This window comes from Streptomyces sp. NPDC001668, assembly GCF_042893155.1.
In the GTDB taxonomy this organism is placed as follows: domain Bacteria; phylum Actinomycetota; class Actinomycetes; order Streptomycetales; family Streptomycetaceae; genus Streptomyces.
This window is the reverse complement of sequence record NZ_JBIAUQ010000001.1, coordinates 231,517-247,018: the sequence shown is the minus strand read 5'-3', so window position 1 is coordinate 247,018 and position 15,502 is coordinate 231,517. Positions and strand designations below refer to the sequence as shown.

Here is a 15,502-nt window from a genome sequence, read left to right as displayed (position 1 = left end):
GGAGCGCTTCCATGCCTGAGTCCGAATCGCCGGCGACCCCGGTGGCCTTTCCCCCCGCCTTCCTCTGGGGCGCCGCGACCTCCGCCTACCAGATCGAGGGGGCGGTGCGGGAGGACGGCCGTACGCCGTCCATCTGGGACACCTTCAGCCACACGCCCGGCAAGACCGCCGGCGGCGACCACGGTGACATCGCTGTCGACCACTACCACCGCTACCGCGACGACGTGGCGCTCATGGCCGACCTGGGCCTGACGGCGTACCGCTTCTCGGTCTCCTGGTCCCGGGTGCAGCCGACCGGCCGCGGTCCCGCCGTGCAGCGGGGTCTGGACTTCTACCGCCGGCTGGTGGACGAGCTCCTCGCGCACGGCATCAAGCCGGCCGTGACGCTCTACCACTGGGACCTGCCCCAGGAGCTGGAGGACGCGGGGGGCTGGCCGGAGCGCGACACGGCGTACCGCTTCGCGGAGTACGCGCAGATCGTCGGAGAGGCGCTCGGCGACCGGGTGGAGCAGTGGATCACCCTCAACGAGCCGTGGTGCGCGGCCTTTTTGGGCTACGCCTCCGGGGTGCACGCGCCGGGCCGTACCGACCCCGCGGCCTCCCTGAAGGCGGCGCACACGCTGAACCTGGCGCACGGGCTGGGCACTTCGGCCCTGCGCGCCTCGATGCCGGCCCGCAACTCGGTGGCGCTCGCCCTCAACTCCTCGGTGGTCAGGCCCTTCTCGCAGGACGCGGCGGACCTGGCTGCGGCGCAGAAGATCGACGACCTGGCCAACGGGATCTTCCACGGGCCGATCCTGCACGGGGCGTACCCGCAGACGCTGTTCACGGCCACGGAGCTGATCACGGACTGGTCGTTCGTCGAGGACGGCGACCTCGCACTGATCAACCAGCCGCTCGACGCGCTGGGCCTCAACTACTACACCCCCGCACTGGTGTCGGCCACCGACACGGAGACCAGCGGGCCGCGCGCCGACGGGCACGGCAGCAGCGACCACTCCCCCTGGCCCGGCGCGGACGACGTCACCTTCCACCAGACGCCGGGCGAGCGCACGGAGATGGGCTGGACGATCGACCCGACCGGCCTGCACGACCTGATCATGCGCTACACGCGCGAGGCCCCCGGCCTGCCGCTGTACATCACGGAGAACGGCGCGGCCTACGACGACAAGCCCGACCCCGACGGCCGCGTCCACGACCCCGAGCGGATCGCCTATCTGCACGGCCACCTGGCCGCCGTCCGCAGCGCGATCGCCGACGGCGCGGACGTGCGCGGCTACTACCTGTGGTCCCTGCTGGACAACTTCGAGTGGGCGTACGGCTACGAGAAGCGATTCGGCGCGGTCTACGTGGACTACTCGACGCTGGAGCGGACACCCAAGTCGAGCGCCCTCTGGTACGGCCGCGCGGCCCGCTCGGGCGCGCTTCCGGAGGTCCAGAGCATCCAGTAGCCACTGTGGAGAAGGGGGACGGGGAAGGGGCGCGGCATCCGAGGGGGGTGCCGCGCCCCGGCGTGTCTCGCCGTGTCCCGCCGGGCTCAGAGACTGCCCGGCGCGGCGAGCCACTGCGTCGGCTGGCCGGTGACCGTGGCGACGGTCTCGAAGTCGTTGTCGTAGTGCAGCATGATCAGGCCCTGGAGTTCGGCCGTCGCGGCGACGAGGAGATCCACGGCTCCGGCGGATCGGTGCCGCCCCTTCTCCGTGAGTTCCCGCTGCACGTCCCACGCGCGGGTCACAGCCCCGTCGTGCAGAGGCGTCCAGCCGAACAGCGCATCCAGATCCTGGACCAGTTCGGACCGGTCCTCCGCGTTCCTGGCGCTGTGAAGAAACTCGACCTCTGTCAGGGGGCAGCGCGAGATCAATCCTTCTTCCAGAGGCTTCTCCCACAGAGAGCGGGCGGGGCGCTTCAGAATGCGGACCAGGGCGCTGGTGTCGATGAGGTAGGCGGCAGCGCTCATCGACGGTAGTTCTCCTTGTCCAGCAACTCGTCGAAGTCCCCCGCGTCGGCCCGCGCCGCAAGCCTGGCGAGGGCGAGCGCCCGCTTCTTGCGCTCGACGCCTTCCTTGAGGGCCGCGTTGACGGTGTCCTTCTTGGTCTTCGTCCCGAACGCTATGGCGGCCTCGGCCAGCAATTCCTCGTCGATGTCGATCAGGGTCTTGGTCATGCGACGACCTCCCGGATATCCGCGCCCCCGCCGAGTATATCCAGCGAGCTGTGAACACGGCGGCTTCAGTGGCGAGCACTCTGGCTCGGGGGAGGTCGGGGCCGGCCGGGGGCGGGAGGAGGAGGGTGGCCAGCCGTCGGGCGAGGGGCGCGACGTCGGGGTTCTCCGGGCTGATCGGAACTGGCCCTCGGCCGCTGGGCAGCAGAGCGGCGTACGCGGCCAAGTGGGCGAAGACCTGCCCCGTCGGCTCGCGAAGCCACCGCGTCGAGACGGTGGCGGGCGGCGGCCGGGTCGGTCACGGCGGTCAGGGGGCCTCTCGTCGTCGAGTCAGCGCAGCAGCGCCACCACCAGCACCGCGACCAGGGCCACCAGGGCCACCGAGGCCATGGCGATCCCGGCGAAGTAGCGGACACGTTGCGTCGTGGGGCGAGTGGTGACCTCGATACCGGCATGGGAGGGGAAGGCGAAGTAGTCGCGGTGCGGGTCGGCGTGGACGGTGACGTGGGCCAGGGGAAGGCGGCGGAGGGTCGCCAGACGGGCCACCTCGTCCTTGCGCGGGGCCAGGTGGGGCGCGATCAGGTTCTCGTCGGCCTCGTCCAGGTCGTCGGGGAGCTGGTCGGTGGCCCTGCGGAGGATCGTCTCGTGCCAGCGGCCCACGCTGCCGGTCGTGCGTCTGAGATCCAGTCGGCCGAGCCGGCGCTCCTTCTCCCGGTGGGGGTTCTGGTGGATCCAGCCCTCGGTCCACACGGTGAAGCGGCCGGTGCCACCGCACTCCTGGTGGGTGACGCGTTTCGTGCCGTCGCAGACCCCGCACTGCACATGGCCCTTCTTCTTACAGTCGGGGCAGTCGAGTTGGCGGCGGCCGGTGCACTTGGGGCAGGCCGCGTTCGAGGCCCGGCAGCGGGCGCACGTGGCACGGCGGGCCGAGGGGGCGCCGGAGCGCAGACGTGCGGGTCTCCCGGCACGTCGGCGGCCGGTGCCCTCGCACTCCCAGCAGGCGTCCGGGCCACCCTCGCAAACGGGGCAGTCGACGAAGCGGGGGCAGTCACGGACACCACGGCCTTCGCAGTCCCCGCACTTGGTCGTACCGCGGTCGCAGTTGGCGCACCGCTCCTCGTCGAGCGAGCCCCGGCGCACCAGCAGCCACGCTTCGGTCTTCTCCGGGTCGGAGGGCGGGGCGACGGGGTGGGTGGCGATGTCGGTGTAGGTGGGGCGGCTCGCGAGGCCGTCCTGGCCGCCCGGCTCCCGCATCGGACGCTCGCCTCGCGTCTCGATCGACCGGACGATGCGAAAGTCCAGCAGTGTCTGCCAGGTGACGTCGGGGGCGCCCGGGTCGGTCAGGCGGGCGGCGATCCCGCGTCGGCCGGCGTACGCCTCGACCGCCTCGAGTATCTCCATGTCGGACGGTCTTCCGGCCATGGCCGCTCCCCCTGTCGACGACCGGACGGTCGGACGATCAGGGTAGGAGCGGCTCGCACGGCCATCAAGGGTGTTTCAGGGTGCTTCCCGTACGACCACCACGTCGCCCGGCGGCACGGTCACCCGGCCGCCGGCGATTCCCTTGCCGCTCAGCAACTCGGTGGCACGCGCGGCCACTTGCACCTCCGCGTCCCCCTCACCGTGGTTGATCAGGAAGAGGTAGTCCGCGTCCTCGCCCCGCCGCAGCACCGCCTCCACCCCCTGAGGCGTCTCCCGCACCGGCTCCACGCCCGCCTCCGTACGGATGCGGTCCAGGAGTGCGGCGAGGGTGTCCGGGTCCGGGTGGGTGGCCAGGTACCAGGCCGTGCCCGTGCCGTGGGTGTGCCGGGTCACCGCCGGAATTCCGCTCAGCGGCCCCGAGGTGTACGACGTCACCGCCTCCGCGCCCGCCAGGCGCACCCGCTCCGACCACAGCGACGCCGTACCGCCGCCGCTCAGCCCCAGGGACTCCCCCGGCAGCAGCGGGAAGAGCTCGTCCGTGCTGACGCCGAGGGCCTCGCGGAAGGCGCCCGGGTAACCGCCCAGGCGGACATGGCAGTTGGTGTCGACGGCCCCGCTGTGGAAGCCGACGACCAGCGTGCCGCCCGCCGAGGCGAAGCCCGTCAGGTTCTCGGCGCCCTCGTCGTCCACCAGGTACAGGGCGGGAGCCAGGACCAGACGGTACGCCGACAGGTCCGCCGAGGGGTGGACGAAGTCCACCGCCACGCCGGAGCGCCACAGCGGCTCGTACCAGGCGCGGACCAGGTCCAGATAGCGGACCGACTCGCTGGGCTGGGACGGGAGTTCCAGGGCCCAGCGGGCGTTCCAGTCCCAGACGACGGCGACGGACGCCGGGCTCACGGCTCCCCGCACCTCAGCCAGTGCCTTCAGGTCCGCGCCCAGCGCCACCACGTCCCGCCAGATCTGGCTGTCGGTGCCCGCGTGCGGCAGCATCGCCGAGTGCCACTGCTCGGCACCCGCCTTGGCGGCCCGCCACTGGAAGTAGGCGATACCGTCGGCGCCCCGGGCGACGTGCCCCAGGGCGTTCCGGCGCAACTCACCGGGATTCTTCGCCCGGTTGACCGGCTGCCAGTTCACCGCGCCCGTCGAGTGCTCCATCAGCAGCCAAGGACCGCCCGCCAGCGAACGGACCAGGTCGCCGCTGAGCGCGATGTCGATCTCCGACTCGGGATCCGTCGACCTCAGATAGTGGTCGTTGGAGACGATGTCCAACTCCGGTGCCCAGCGCCAGTAGTCCAGCGCGTCGAAGTTGTACATCACCATGAAGTTGGTGGTGGCGGGGATCTCCGCCGAAGCCTCGCGCAGCACCTCGCGCTCCGCCTTGAACAGCGAGAGGAGTTCGTCGCTGCAGAAGCGGCGCCAGTCCAGCTGGTGCGTGGGGTTCGGGACGGCTCCGGTGGCGCGCGGCGGGATGATCTCGTCCCAGTCGTAGTACCACTGGCTCCAGAAGGTAGTGCCCCAGGCGTCGTTGAGGGCGTCCAGGTCCCCGTACCGCTCGCGCAGCCACCGCCGGAACGACTCGGCGCTCACCTCGCAGTAGCACTCCGCGTTGTGGCAGCCGTACTCGTTGTGGATGTGCCACATCACGACGGCCGGATGGTCGGCGTACCGCTCCCCGAGCACCCGGGCGATCCGCAGGGCCGCCTCGCGGTAGGCGGGGCTGGAGGGGCAGAAGGTCTGGCGGCTGCCGTACGACAGTCTCCTGCCGTCCTTGTCGACCGGCAGCGCCTCGGGGTGCTCGCGGAAGAACCAGGCCGGCGGGGCCGCCGTCGGAGTGGCCAGGTCGGCGGCGATGCCGTTCTCGTGGAGCAGGGCGAGGATCCTGTCGAGGCGCGAGAAGTCGTACTCGCCCTCGCGGGGTTCGAGGAGCGCCCACGCGAAGATGTTGACGCTGACCATGTTCACGCCCGCCTCACGCATGAGGCGTACGTCCTCGGCCCACACCTCCTCGGGCCACTGCTCGGGGTTGTAGTCGCCGCCGTAGGCGATGCCCTCCGGGATCATCGGGCACCTCCGCCGAGCAGTCGGCGGGTCGTCTCCACGCCCCACGGGTCCAGGGACAGCAGGCGGTCGCTGGACGCCATCAGACCGCCGGTCGCCTCCACGTGGGCGGCCCAGCGCTCGCGGGTCTCCACGGCCGGGCGGGCCATCAGGCAGTCGGGGTCGTTGACCCAGAGCCGGCCGTGCTGCCACTGGCGGCCGACGCCGGTGAACTCGGCGGGGTCCTGGCCCGGCTGGCTGTAGTCGCCGGCCTCGGGGCGCCGGTGCGGGGCCGTGTCGGGGCTGACCCGCATCGCGTCGAACAGGCCGATGGAGGGGAGGATCGGCGCCCCGCAGCCGAGCAGGTAGGCGTCGGCGCCGATCGCCTCGCGGATCAGCTCGATCCCGGAGCGGTACGCGGTGAGCGCGTCCGCGGCGGAGTGCCGTACGCCGTCCAGGGCCCCCGCGTAGAGGAAGTCGACCTTGAAGTAGTCGTAGCCCTCGGACGCCAGGGTCCTGAAGACCGATGTCAGGTACGCGGCCGCGTCCGGGTGGGTCGTGTCCAGGACGCACAGGTCGTGGCCCCAGTTGCGGCCGGCGTGCAGGAAGCCTCCGTCGAGGTCCTGGACCAGCCAGTCGGGGTGCTCGGCGGCCAGGTCACTGGCCGGGTCGACCAGGAAGGGGGCCGTCCAGATACCGGCGCGCCGGCCCCGTGCGCGGATCGCGTCGGCGATGCCCGCGCGGGAGCGGAAGCGGCCGGAGAGGGTGAGCCAGTCGCCGAGGGCCTTCTGGTAGCCGTCGTCGATCTGGACGACGTCGACGGGCAGGTCGAGGGTGTCCATCGCCCGGAGGTTCTCGTGGATGTCGTCCTCGGTGACGCTCGTGAAGTACTCGTACCAGGAGCACCAGACGGTGGGCGCCGGGCGGGGGGCCTCGACCCCGAGCCCGGCGGCCCACTCGCCCAGCACCGACTGGATGTCCGTACCCGTGAACTCCTTCACCGGGCCGTCGGCGGAGACCTGCGCCGTGGTGCCGTCGAAGGTGGTGCCGTCGACAGTGGTGCCGTCGAAGGTCAGGCGGATCGACGGGACCTCACGCGTCGGTTCCGTCGCCGCCCACAGCCTTACCGGCGATCCGTCGCCCGGGTCCAGCGCCAGCAGGCCCTCGCCCTGGAAGGCGCCTTCGGGGACGGTGACGCCGGGCCGGTAGCAGACCGTGGCCCAGTTGTCGTTCGTCGGGCGGTACGGCTTGTCGCCGAGGGCGTAGGCGCCGCTGGGGCTCCAGGACTGCCAGCCCTCCTCGTGGACGCGCGCCGCGTGGGGATCCACGGGCACGGAGGCGAGCGGGGTGAAGGGGTGGGGCACGGTGGTTCTCTCTCAGGTGAGGGCGGTCAGCCCTTGTTGGCGCCGAGGGTCAGTCCGCTGACGAACTGGCGCTGGAGCACGAAGTACACGATCAGGGTGGGGATCGCGGTGAGCAGGGCGCCGGCGGCGACCAGGTTGGGGTCGGTGAAGTACTGGCCGGAGAGGTTGTTGAGCGCCGAGGTGATGGGCATGTTCTCGCCGGTGGAGATCAGCACGATGGCCCAGAAGAAGTCGTTGTAGATCCAGATCGACAGCAGGGTGGCCAGGGCGGCCATCGCGGGCTTGCACAGGGGCAGCACGATCTGCCAGTACATGCGCCACACGGAGGCGCCGTCGACCAGGGCGGCCTCGGTGAGCTCGTGCGGGAGCATCCGCATGTAGTTGGACAGCACGAAGGCGCAGAAGCCGGACTGGAAGGCGACGTGGATCAGGACCAGGCCGAGGGCGGAGTCGTAGAGCTTGCCGCTCATGGTGATGCCGGGCAGGTCGATGAGCAGGTACATGCGGTACAGCGGGGTGATGATGACCTGCTGGGGGAGCAGGTTGCCGGCGGTGAAGACCAGCAGCAGGAAGATGTTGAGGCGGAAGTCGAAGCGGGAGACGTAGAAGGCGACCATCGACGACAACAGCAGGGTGATCAGCACGGCCGGCACCGCGATGATCAGCGTGTTGCCGAAGTAGTGCAGCATGTCCGACTGCTCGAAGGCGTTGGTGAAGTTGTCCAGGCTCAGCTTGTCCGGCCAGGACACATAGCCCTTGGTGCTGGTCTCCGAGTAGGGCCGCAGCGCGGCCAGGACCGCCCACAGCAGCGGGGCCAGCCAGGCCAGGGCCGTCACGACCAGGAAGACGTGCAGCAGGACGCGGGCCGGGCGCACCGGGGTGCGCTGCTTGGCGGGCGCGCCGGTCGCGCCGGGGGCGTCGGCGGTCAGGGTGCTCATGCGCGCCGCTCCTTGCGGAAGGTGGCGATCAGGTAGGGGATGATGACCGCGAGGGAGATCACCAGGAGCACCACGGCGATCGCGGAGCCGTAACCGATCCGGCTGGACTCGCCGATGATGTTGTTGGTGATCAGGATGGACAGCAGTTCGGTGCCCTGGGCGCCCTTGTTGAAGACGAACACCAGGTCGAAGGCGCGCAGCGCCTCGATGATGGTGACGACCAGGACGACGGTGTTGGTGGGGCGCAGGGTGGGGAAGATGACGTTCTTGAACGTCTGCCACTCGTTCGCGCCGTCCAGCGAGGACGCCTCCCGCAGCGAGGGGTCCACGCCCTTGAGGCCGGCCAGGTAGAGGATCATCATGTAGCCGGTGTGCCGCCAGGACGCGGCGATCAGCACCGCCCACAGGTTCAGGTGCGGGTCGCCGATCCAGTCGATGTAGTGGCCGGGCTTGTTCGCCCCGATCAGGCTGTTGATCAGACCGGTGTCGGGGTTGTAGACCAGCTGCCACACGAACCCGGTCACCGCGAGGGAGACCACCACGGGCAGGAAGAACGCGGTCTGGTAGACCCGGGAGAAGCGGATCTTCTTGTCCAGCTGCACGGCCAGGAACAGGCCGAACGGCGTGGGGATCAAGATGAGCACCACGAACCAGATGATGTTGTGCTCGACCGCCGGCCAGAACTGCGGGTTGTCGGTGAACAACTGCTTGAAATTGTCCAGCCCCACCCACTTGATGGAGTCGAAGCCGATGCCGTCCCAGCTGGTGAAGGCCAGCGCGATGGAGGCGAGCGCGGTGACCCAGACCAGGGCCACGTGCAGGACCGTGGGCACGCCGGCCATGAAGCCGAGCGTGACGCGGTCACGGCGGGTCAGCAGGCGCCTGTGCCCCCGCGGAACCCGCTTGAGCGGGGCAGCGCCCGAAGGCGGCACAGCGGCCGCCTCCGGGCTCTTCGTGTTGATGTCGGTAGTCATTCAGTCGCTCAGCTCAGCCGGACGCGAAGATCGTCTTCTTCTGGCGTTCGATCGAGGACAGCACGCTGTCCACGCCCTTGGGGTTCTGCAGGAACTTCTGCAGCGAGGGCTGCATCACCGTGGAGGTGAAGTCCGGACGCGAGTCGCGGTCCATGAACTGGGTCAGGCTCTTGGCGTTCGAGATCATCTCGTACGCCTTCTTCTGCAGCGGCGTGTACGAGGAGGTGTCGGCCTTGTTGGAGGCGGCCACCACGCTGGTGTCGGACTTGAGGTAGATCTGCTCGGCCTCGGGCGTGCCCAGGTACTCCAGCAGCTTGCTCACGCCCGCCTTGTTCTTGGGCGACTTGGAGACCATGAAGCCGTCGGTGGGGGCCTCCACGGTGTCCTGCCCGTACGCGGAATTGATCTCCGGGAAGGCGAAGAAGTCCAGGTCGTCCAGGTCCGCCTTGTTGGTGAACTGCTGGCCCACGAAGGTGCCCAGCACGTACATGCCGGCCTTCTTGGCCACCAGCGTCTGCGCCGCGTCCTGCCAGGTACGGCCCATGAAACCGTCCTGGTGGTAGGGCAGGATCTCGGCCCAGTGGTCGAAGACCGTCTTGACCTTCGGGTCCGTCCAGGAGGCCTTGCCCGCCATCAGCTCGACGTGGAAGTCGTAGCCGTTGATGCGGAAGTTCAGCTGGTCGAAGGTGCCCATGGCGGGCCAGGCGTCCTTGTCGCCGAACGCGATCGGCACCAGGCCGTCCTTCTTCATCTGCTTGCACAGCGCGACGAAGGCGTCCCACGTGGTGGGCACCTCGTAGCCGTGCTGCTGGAAGACGCTCTTGCGGTAGAAGACCGCCCACGGGTAGGTGATCAGCGGCACGAAGTAGTACTTGCCGTCCGCGCCCTTGGACAGCTTCTTCATCGCGTCGGGGAAGTTGCCCCCGATCTTCGCCCACACGTCGTCCACCGGCGAGGCCAGGCCCTTGGCCGCGAAGAACTGCATCCGGTACCCGGCGAACCAGTTGAACACGTCGTCCGGCGTGCCCTGGAGGTAGGAGTTGATCTGCTCCTGGAAGGTGTTGTGGTCCTTGGTGTTGACCTTGACGGTGATCCCCGACTGCTTCGTGAACGCCGTGTAGATCTCCCCGTACGCCTTCTTCGGCACGGCGTCCGACTGGTTCGAACCCAGCGAGACGGTCTTGGGGTCCGACGAACTGCCACTGCTCCCGCACGCGGACAGCAGCGGGATACCCGCCCCGAGCAGGGCGGCACCACCCACGCCCTTGAGCACACCGCGGCGGCTGGGCGAGGGAAGGGATGAGGAGAGATCACGCATCTACGGCTCCTGGAAGGCAGGGTTCGGTCACGGAGGGATTCGAAGACCGGTCGTAATCGACCAGAAATCAACTTGACCGAACACGGTGGCGCAATGACAGCGTTATGTCAGGTCATGCGTCAATAGCTATCGGCCCGATTTGTCGAAACGTGACCGACATCCCTGCCTACCGGTGACCCAGGAGCCTCGTCGGCGAGGGGCTCAGTTGTACGCGGCGAAGGCCTTCGAGAAGGCGAACGGGTCCTGGACGACCGAACTGCAGCTCGCGTCGGCGGAGGGCTTCGCGCCGCCGGGGCACTGCTTGTCCCGGGTGGCGGACCACATCGACAGCCCGCCCAGCCCCTTCGCCTTGGCGAAGGTCACGAGCTGGGCGGCGTCGTCGACCTTGAAGATCTCCGAGGCCACGTCGTTGACCCCGATCATGGGCGTGACGCCGACCGCCGTCCAGGCCGCGCTGTCGGACAGCCCGAGAACGGCCTTGACCTGCGCCTGGGTGGCCGTGGCGGCCTGCTCGGCGTAGGTGCCCATGTCGGCGCTGTACGAGGCCCCGTAGTCCATGGCCATGATGTTGACGGTGTCGGTCCTCACACCGTTCGACTTGGCGTTCGCGAGCAGGGCCACACCGTCCTGGGTGAGACCCTCGGGCATGACCGGGAGGGTGTAGGAGACGTCCAGGCCGGGGTGCAGCGACTGGAGCTTCGCGATCGCCTGCGCCCGCCGGGTGTTCGCGGCCGTGTTCGGCAGCGCCCCGCCCTCCACGTCGAAGTCGACCTTGGTGAGTCCGTACGCGTCCACGACCTTGCCGTACGCCGCCGCCAGCGCGTCCGCCGAGGAGCAGGTCGTGGCCAGCTCGGAGCCGGAGGCGCCGCCGAAGGAGACCCGGACGTCACCGCCCCTCGCCCGCAGCGCGCCGATCTGCGCGGCCACGCCGTCGCTCGCCAGATCGGTGACCCCGCCCCACTTGGGGGTGCAGCCGCCACCGTCGGTGACGAAGGCGAGGTTGTAGTCCTTCACGCCGGTGGCCGCCGCGCTCGCGAGGAGGTCGAAGGCGGGGTAGAGCGAGGTGTCGACGTAGGGGGCGAAGCGGGCGCTCCGCGAGGGGGAGGCGGTGGAGGTCGGGGCGCCGGTGGGAGTGGCGGTGGGGGTGGGGGTGGGGGTAGGCGTGCTTGTGGGGGTGGGTGTGGGTGTGGCGGTGTCGTCGGCGGAGCACTTCGCGCCGTCCACGAGACACCCGGTGGGGTCGGCGGCGCCGTTGACGACGAAGCCGACGGTGACGGACTCGCCGGGCGCCAGCCCGTCGGTGTCCCACTTCGCCGAGGTCACGGTGACATGCCGCCCGCTCACCACCGACTCGGCGTTCCACAGGGAGCCGAGCTTCGCACCCGAGGGCAGGTCGAACTCCAGCTTCCAGTCCCGGTCCGCCGCCCCGCTGTTGTTGGTCACGACGTACTGCGCGCTGTACCCCGTCGACCAGTCACTGGTCTTCGTGTACGCCGCCCCGATCCCGGCCGCCTGGGCCGTACCACCCAGAAGGACCGCGCCGGTCCCCACCACGGCGGCGGCGACCACCCCGCCGATCGCCTTGTTCCTGCCGCTGACTCTGCGCCGATGCATGCTCATGACGCGGCACGCTAGCGATCCGGAATCGGGCAAATGACCTGATCAGGGCGGGCGTTGAGGATCTTAGGGCGCGCTTAAGGAAGGGATCGGGGCCGGTTAAAGGTCGAGACCAGTCTGCCCGTCCGGCGTCTGCGCACCCGGTGCCCGCGGCGCACCGGCTCCCGCCCGTCCAGCTGGATCCACACCCGCACCTCGGTGCCGCCCAGCACCGACGACCCAATCCGTACGTCCCCGCCCGTCGCCTCGGCGAGCCGCCGCACGATGTCGAGCCCGAGCCCGGTCGACCCGGTGCTGCCGGACCCCCGCCCGCGCGCCATCGCGGCCTCGGGGTCGCGGATGCCGGGGCCCGCGTCGGAGACGAGCACGATCACCGCGTCCTCGCCGTTGTGCACGTCGACCGCGAAGGCCGTGCCTTCCGGGGTGTGCCGGAAGACGTTGCCGAGCAGGGCGTCCAGGGCGGCCACGAGATCCGCCCGGGCCACGGGTATGCGCACCGGCCGCTCGGTGCCGGCCACCCGCCACTTGCGGCCCTCGTCCTCGGCGAGCGCCGACCAGAACCCCATCCGCTCCCGGACCACCTCGGCCGCGTCGCACCCGGCGCCGGGCCCGGCGGCCGCGGTCTGCGGCTTGGCCTCCCGGGCGGTACGGATGATGGTGTCGACCTCGCGCTCCAGCTGTGCGACCGCGGCACGGGTCTGCTCGGCGGCCGGACCGTCCCCGAGCGAGGCCGCGTTGAGCCGCAGCACGGTCAGCGGGGTGCGCAGCCGGTGGGACAGGTCGGCGGCCAGCTCCCGTTCGTTCGCCAGCAGTTGGACGACCTGGTCGGCCATGGAGTTGAACGCGACCGCCGCAAGGCGCAGTTCGTTCGGCCCCTCCTCCGGCACCCGTGCGCCCAGCTTTCCCTCCCCCAGCTCATGGGCGCCCTCGACGAGTTTCCGCGCGGGCTGCACCATCCGTACGCCGAGCCGGTCGGCGACCGCGACCGAGCCGACGACGAGCGCGATGCCGACGCCCGCGAGGACCGCCCACGCGGTCGCGACGCCGTTGCTCACCTCGGACTCGGGGACGTACACCTCGACGACGGCGATCTCGCCGGAGCTGAGCGCGACCGGCTGGAGCAGGGTGGAGCCGCCCGGCACCTCGGTGGTGGAGGCGCGGCCCAGCCTGCGCACGGTCGCGATGTCGTCGGCGGCGGCCCGCTGCCGTCCGATGTCCACGGCCCGCTGGCCTCCGCCCACCGGTATGTGGACGGCCATCCCGGAGTCCGATCCCGCCGAGGCCACGACCCGCTCCAACTGGTCGCGGTCGGTGGTGATGGACAGGGCGGGGGCGACGGCGGCCGCCTGCCGCTCGGCGTTGGAGAACGCCCGGTCCCGGGCCATCTCCTTGATGACCAGACCCAGCGGGATGGCGAAGGCGACCACGACCATGGTGGTGACCGCCAGGCAGACCTTGACGAGAGCCCATCTCACAGCGGCAGCCCCCCGCCCGGTGGTTCCAGCTTCACGCCGACTCCCCGCAGGGTGTGCAGATAGCGGGGCTGTGCCGCCGTCTCCCCCAACTTCCGCCTGAGCCAGGAGAGATGGACGTCGATGGTCTGATCGTCGCCGTAGGACTGCTGCCAGACCTCCGCGAGGAGTTCCTTGCGGGGGACGACCACCCCGGGGCGGGCGGCCAGGAAGGCGAGCAGGTCGAACTCGCGCCGGGTGAGGTCGAGTCGGACGCCGTCCAGTTCGGCCTGGCGGCGCAGCGGGTCGACGCTCAGGCCGCCGACGCGCAGCACGGTCTCGGGCTGCGCGTCACCTCCGGCGGCCCGGGAGCGCCGTAGGACGGCGGCCATCCGGGCGGAGAGGTGCTCGACCGAGAAGGGCTTGGTGAGGTAGTCGTCCGCCCCGGCGTTCAGCAGGCGGACGATCTCCGTCTCGTCGTCCCGGGCGGTGGCGATGATGACCGGGACGTCGGTGATCCCGCGCAGCATCTTCAGCGCCTCGGAGCCGTCCAGGTCGGGCAGTCCGAGGTCCAGGATCACCACGTCGAAACGGAAATGGGCGACCTCGCGCAGCGCCTCCAGCGCCGTCCCGACGCTGCGCACCGTGTGTGCCGCGTCGGTCAGGTGCCGGATGAGCGCCGAGCGAACGAACTGGTCGTCCTCGACCACGAGCACACTTGCCATGCGCCGCACCGTACGCGATTCGGGCGGGCCCGGCCGGGGCCTGTGGACAACTCACTTCGTGTGCGGCCTGTGAGACGCGTGAGGCAGTATGGCGGGCGATGCGCAGAGGACTCGTACACGTACTGGCCTGGCTGCTCGCCACGGGCGCGGCGGTCACGCTGTCGTGGTGGGGTGTCCACACGGTCATGGCGGGCACGGCCTACGACCCGCCCCGCGCCCTGCCCATCACGGCGGCCGAGGCGACGACACAGGAGTCGAAGCCGCTGGCCTCACCCACTCCGACGCCGACGCGGACCGGGCGGTCGACCCCGTCGAAGAGCCCCGCACCGACGCCGAGCCCCACGACCGCGAGGCCGGTCCCCTCGAAGAGTCCTTCGCCCACCGCCTCCGGCCGGATCAAGAGCTACGACACCGCCGGCGGGCGTGCGGTCTTCGACCTCGGCGAGAAGTCGGCGACCCTGGTGTCCGCGACGCCGGGCACGGGGTGGTCGATGCAGGTGTGGAAGGCGGAGTCGTGGATCCGGGTGGAGTTCAGCTCGGGCGCGGACCGGGTCTCGGTGTTCTGCACCTGGCACGACGGACCGCCGCGGGTGGAGATCGGCACGTACTGACCGGCGTCTAGCGGAAGACCGAGGCGGGCGGGGCCGGGGAGGCCACGGCCTCGGTGTCCGTCACGGGTACGGCCCCGCCGGTGAAGTCGAGGAGGCTCTTGCCGTGTTCGACCCGGCCGGGGTGCGGGTCGGAGGCGGCCCGGCGGGTCAGTTCCGCGACCGGCAGGGGGGTGTCGGAGGCGACCAGGACGGCGTTGCCGAAGCGCTTGCCGCGCAGGACCGTCGGGTCGGCCACGAGGGCGAGTTCGGGGAAGCGGGCGGCGGCGGTGGCGATCTGGCCGCGGAGGTGGGCGAGCGGCGGCCCGTCGGCGAGGTTGGCGGCGTAGAAGCCGCCCGGCTTGAGCGTCCTGCGGACCTCGTCGAGGAATTCGGTCGAGGTGAGGTGCGCGGGAGTCCTGGCCCCGCTGAACACGTCGGCGATCACGAGGTCCGCCCATCCGTCGGCGACCTTGGCGAGTCCCTCGCGGGCGTCGAGGGACCGCACGCGTATCCGGGCGTTCGGCTCCAACGGCAGCTTCTGCCGGACCAGTTGGACCAGAGCCGCGTCCCGCTCGACGACCTGCTGGGTGGAGCGGGGGCGGGTGGCGGCGAGGTACCGGGCGAGGGTGAGCGCGCCGCCGCCGAGGTGAACGGCGTGCACGGGCCTGCCGAGCGGGGCGACGAGGTCGATGACATGACCGAGCCGGCGCTGGTACTCGAAGGAGAGGTGGCGCGGGTCGTCGAGGTCCACGTGCGACTGCGGCGCGCCGTCGATGAGCAGCGTCCAGGCGTGGGGCCGCTCCCGGTCGGGGATGAACTCGGCGAGGCCGCCGTCGACCGGCTCCACGACGGCTTCGGCGGCGGTGCTGCCACGCCGGGAGCTCTTGGACTTGCCCATGGGGC

14 protein-coding genes are annotated in these 15,502 nt (G+C 70.6%); 2 read left to right on the top strand and 12 right to left on the bottom strand.

The features are described from left to right. Nucleotides 1-11 precede the first annotated feature (11 nt). The gene (locus tag ACFYZ8_RS01185; protein WP_388536448.1) at nt 12-1,451 is read left to right on the top strand and encodes a GH1 family beta-glucosidase; all 1,440 of its coding nucleotides are present in this window, start codon (nt 12-14) and stop codon (nt 1,449-1,451) included. An 86-nt stretch (nt 1,452-1,537) separates the two neighbouring features. Here the strand turns inward: ACFYZ8_RS01185 and ACFYZ8_RS01180 are convergent, their stop codons facing one another. From ACFYZ8_RS01180 to ACFYZ8_RS01130, 11 genes are all read right to left on the bottom strand, one after another. Then, complete coding sequence (locus ACFYZ8_RS01180) at nt 1,538-1,957, bottom strand: PIN domain nuclease (protein WP_359030402.1); 420 nt, start codon at nt 1,955-1,957, stop codon at nt 1,538-1,540. Further along, on the bottom strand, nt 1,954-2,163 hold the full coding sequence (locus tag ACFYZ8_RS01175; RefSeq protein ID WP_359030403.1) for a type II toxin-antitoxin system VapB family antitoxin: 210 nt from the start codon (nt 2,161-2,163) through the stop codon (nt 1,954-1,956). Before ACFYZ8_RS01175 ends, ACFYZ8_RS01180 begins: the two co-directional genes overlap by 4 nt. Before the next feature lie 327 nt (nt 2,164-2,490). After that, complete coding sequence (locus ACFYZ8_RS01170) at nt 2,491-3,582, bottom strand: hypothetical protein (protein ID WP_388536445.1); 1,092 nt, start codon at nt 3,580-3,582, stop codon at nt 2,491-2,493. 75 nt (nt 3,583-3,657) lie between these two features. After that, a complete protein-coding gene (locus ACFYZ8_RS01165; RefSeq protein WP_388536444.1) occupies nt 3,658-5,646 on the bottom strand; it encodes a beta-galactosidase in 1,989 nt (662 codons plus the stop codon). Then, complete coding sequence (locus ACFYZ8_RS01160; protein ID WP_388536443.1) at nt 5,643-6,986, bottom strand: glycoside hydrolase family 36 protein; 1,344 nt, start codon at nt 6,984-6,986, stop codon at nt 5,643-5,645. Before ACFYZ8_RS01160 ends, ACFYZ8_RS01165 begins: the two co-directional genes overlap by 4 nt. A gap of 26 nt (nt 6,987-7,012) precedes the next feature. Then, a complete protein-coding gene (locus tag ACFYZ8_RS01155; protein ID WP_359030407.1) occupies nt 7,013-7,924 on the bottom strand; it encodes a carbohydrate ABC transporter permease in 912 nt (303 codons plus the stop codon). Further along, on the bottom strand, nt 7,921-8,898 hold the full coding sequence (locus tag ACFYZ8_RS01150; RefSeq protein WP_359030408.1) for a sugar ABC transporter permease: 978 nt from the start codon (nt 8,896-8,898) through the stop codon (nt 7,921-7,923). The genes ACFYZ8_RS01155 and ACFYZ8_RS01150 overlap by 4 nt, the downstream gene beginning before the upstream one ends. 13 nt (nt 8,899-8,911) lie before the next feature. Beyond that, nucleotides 8,912-10,216 carry an extracellular solute-binding protein gene (locus ACFYZ8_RS01145; RefSeq protein ID WP_359030409.1) on the bottom strand — a complete coding sequence of 435 codons (1,305 nt, stop codon included), beginning with the start codon at nt 10,214-10,216 and terminating at the stop codon, nt 8,912-8,914. A gap of 201 nt (nt 10,217-10,417) precedes the next feature. Next, nucleotides 10,418-11,836 carry a cellulose binding domain-containing protein gene (locus tag ACFYZ8_RS01140; protein WP_388536441.1) on the bottom strand — a complete coding sequence of 473 codons (1,419 nt, stop codon included), beginning with the start codon at nt 11,834-11,836 and terminating at the stop codon, nt 10,418-10,420. Between the two features lie 74 nt (nt 11,837-11,910). Next, entirely contained in the window at nt 11,911-13,308 is a 1,398-nt protein-coding gene (locus tag ACFYZ8_RS01135) for an ATP-binding protein (RefSeq protein WP_388536439.1), read from the bottom strand. Continuing rightward, nucleotides 13,305-14,009, bottom strand: a complete 705-nt coding sequence (locus tag ACFYZ8_RS01130) for a response regulator transcription factor (protein ID WP_359030412.1) — start codon at nt 14,007-14,009, stop codon at nt 13,305-13,307. Before ACFYZ8_RS01130 ends, ACFYZ8_RS01135 begins: the two co-directional genes overlap by 4 nt. A gap of 98 nt (nt 14,010-14,107) precedes the next feature. Between ACFYZ8_RS01130 and ACFYZ8_RS01125 the strand changes: the two genes are divergently transcribed. Continuing rightward, complete coding sequence (locus tag ACFYZ8_RS01125; protein WP_388536436.1) at nt 14,108-14,620, top strand: hypothetical protein; 513 nt, start codon at nt 14,108-14,110, stop codon at nt 14,618-14,620. Between the two features lie 7 nt (nt 14,621-14,627). On the opposite strand, the gene ACFYZ8_RS01120 is transcribed toward ACFYZ8_RS01125, so the two are convergent. After that, nucleotides 14,628-15,497 (bottom strand): spermidine synthase, encoded by an 870-nt coding sequence (locus ACFYZ8_RS01120; RefSeq protein WP_388536435.1) that lies wholly within the window; start codon nt 15,495-15,497, stop codon nt 14,628-14,630. Nucleotides 15,498-15,502 lie beyond the last annotated feature (5 nt).

Excerpts from the sequence above, each read along its gene's own strand:
- ACFYZ8_RS01140 (WP_388536441.1), bottom strand. The coding sequence starts at position 11,836 with ATGAGCATGCATCGGCGCAGAGTCAGCGGCAGGAACAAGGCGATCGGC.
- ACFYZ8_RS01185 (WP_388536448.1), top strand. The coding sequence starts at position 12 with ATGCCTGAGTCCGAATCGCCGGCGACCCCGGTGGCCTTTCCCCCCGCC.
- ACFYZ8_RS01125 (WP_388536436.1), top strand. The coding sequence starts at position 14,108 with ATGCGCAGAGGACTCGTACACGTACTGGCCTGGCTGCTCGCCACGGGC.
- ACFYZ8_RS01165 (WP_388536444.1), bottom strand. The coding sequence starts at position 5,646 with ATGATCCCGGAGGGCATCGCCTACGGCGGCGACTACAACCCCGAGCAG.
- ACFYZ8_RS01130 (WP_359030412.1), bottom strand. The coding sequence starts at position 14,009 with ATGGCAAGTGTGCTCGTGGTCGAGGACGACCAGTTCGTTCGCTCGGCG.
- ACFYZ8_RS01155 (WP_359030407.1), bottom strand. The coding sequence starts at position 7,924 with ATGAGCACCCTGACCGCCGACGCCCCCGGCGCGACCGGCGCGCCCGCC.
- ACFYZ8_RS01150 (WP_359030408.1), bottom strand. The coding sequence starts at position 8,898 with ATGACTACCGACATCAACACGAAGAGCCCGGAGGCGGCCGCTGTGCCG.
- ACFYZ8_RS01180 (WP_359030402.1), bottom strand. The coding sequence starts at position 1,957 with ATGAGCGCTGCCGCCTACCTCATCGACACCAGCGCCCTGGTCCGCATT.
- ACFYZ8_RS01175 (WP_359030403.1), bottom strand. The coding sequence starts at position 2,163 with ATGACCAAGACCCTGATCGACATCGACGAGGAATTGCTGGCCGAGGCC.
- ACFYZ8_RS01145 (WP_359030409.1), bottom strand. The coding sequence starts at position 10,216 with ATGCGTGATCTCTCCTCATCCCTTCCCTCGCCCAGCCGCCGCGGTGTG.
- ACFYZ8_RS01170 (WP_388536445.1), bottom strand. The coding sequence starts at position 3,582 with ATGGCCGGAAGACCGTCCGACATGGAGATACTCGAGGCGGTCGAGGCG.
- ACFYZ8_RS01120 (WP_388536435.1), bottom strand. The coding sequence starts at position 15,497 with ATGGGCAAGTCCAAGAGCTCCCGGCGTGGCAGCACCGCCGCCGAAGCC.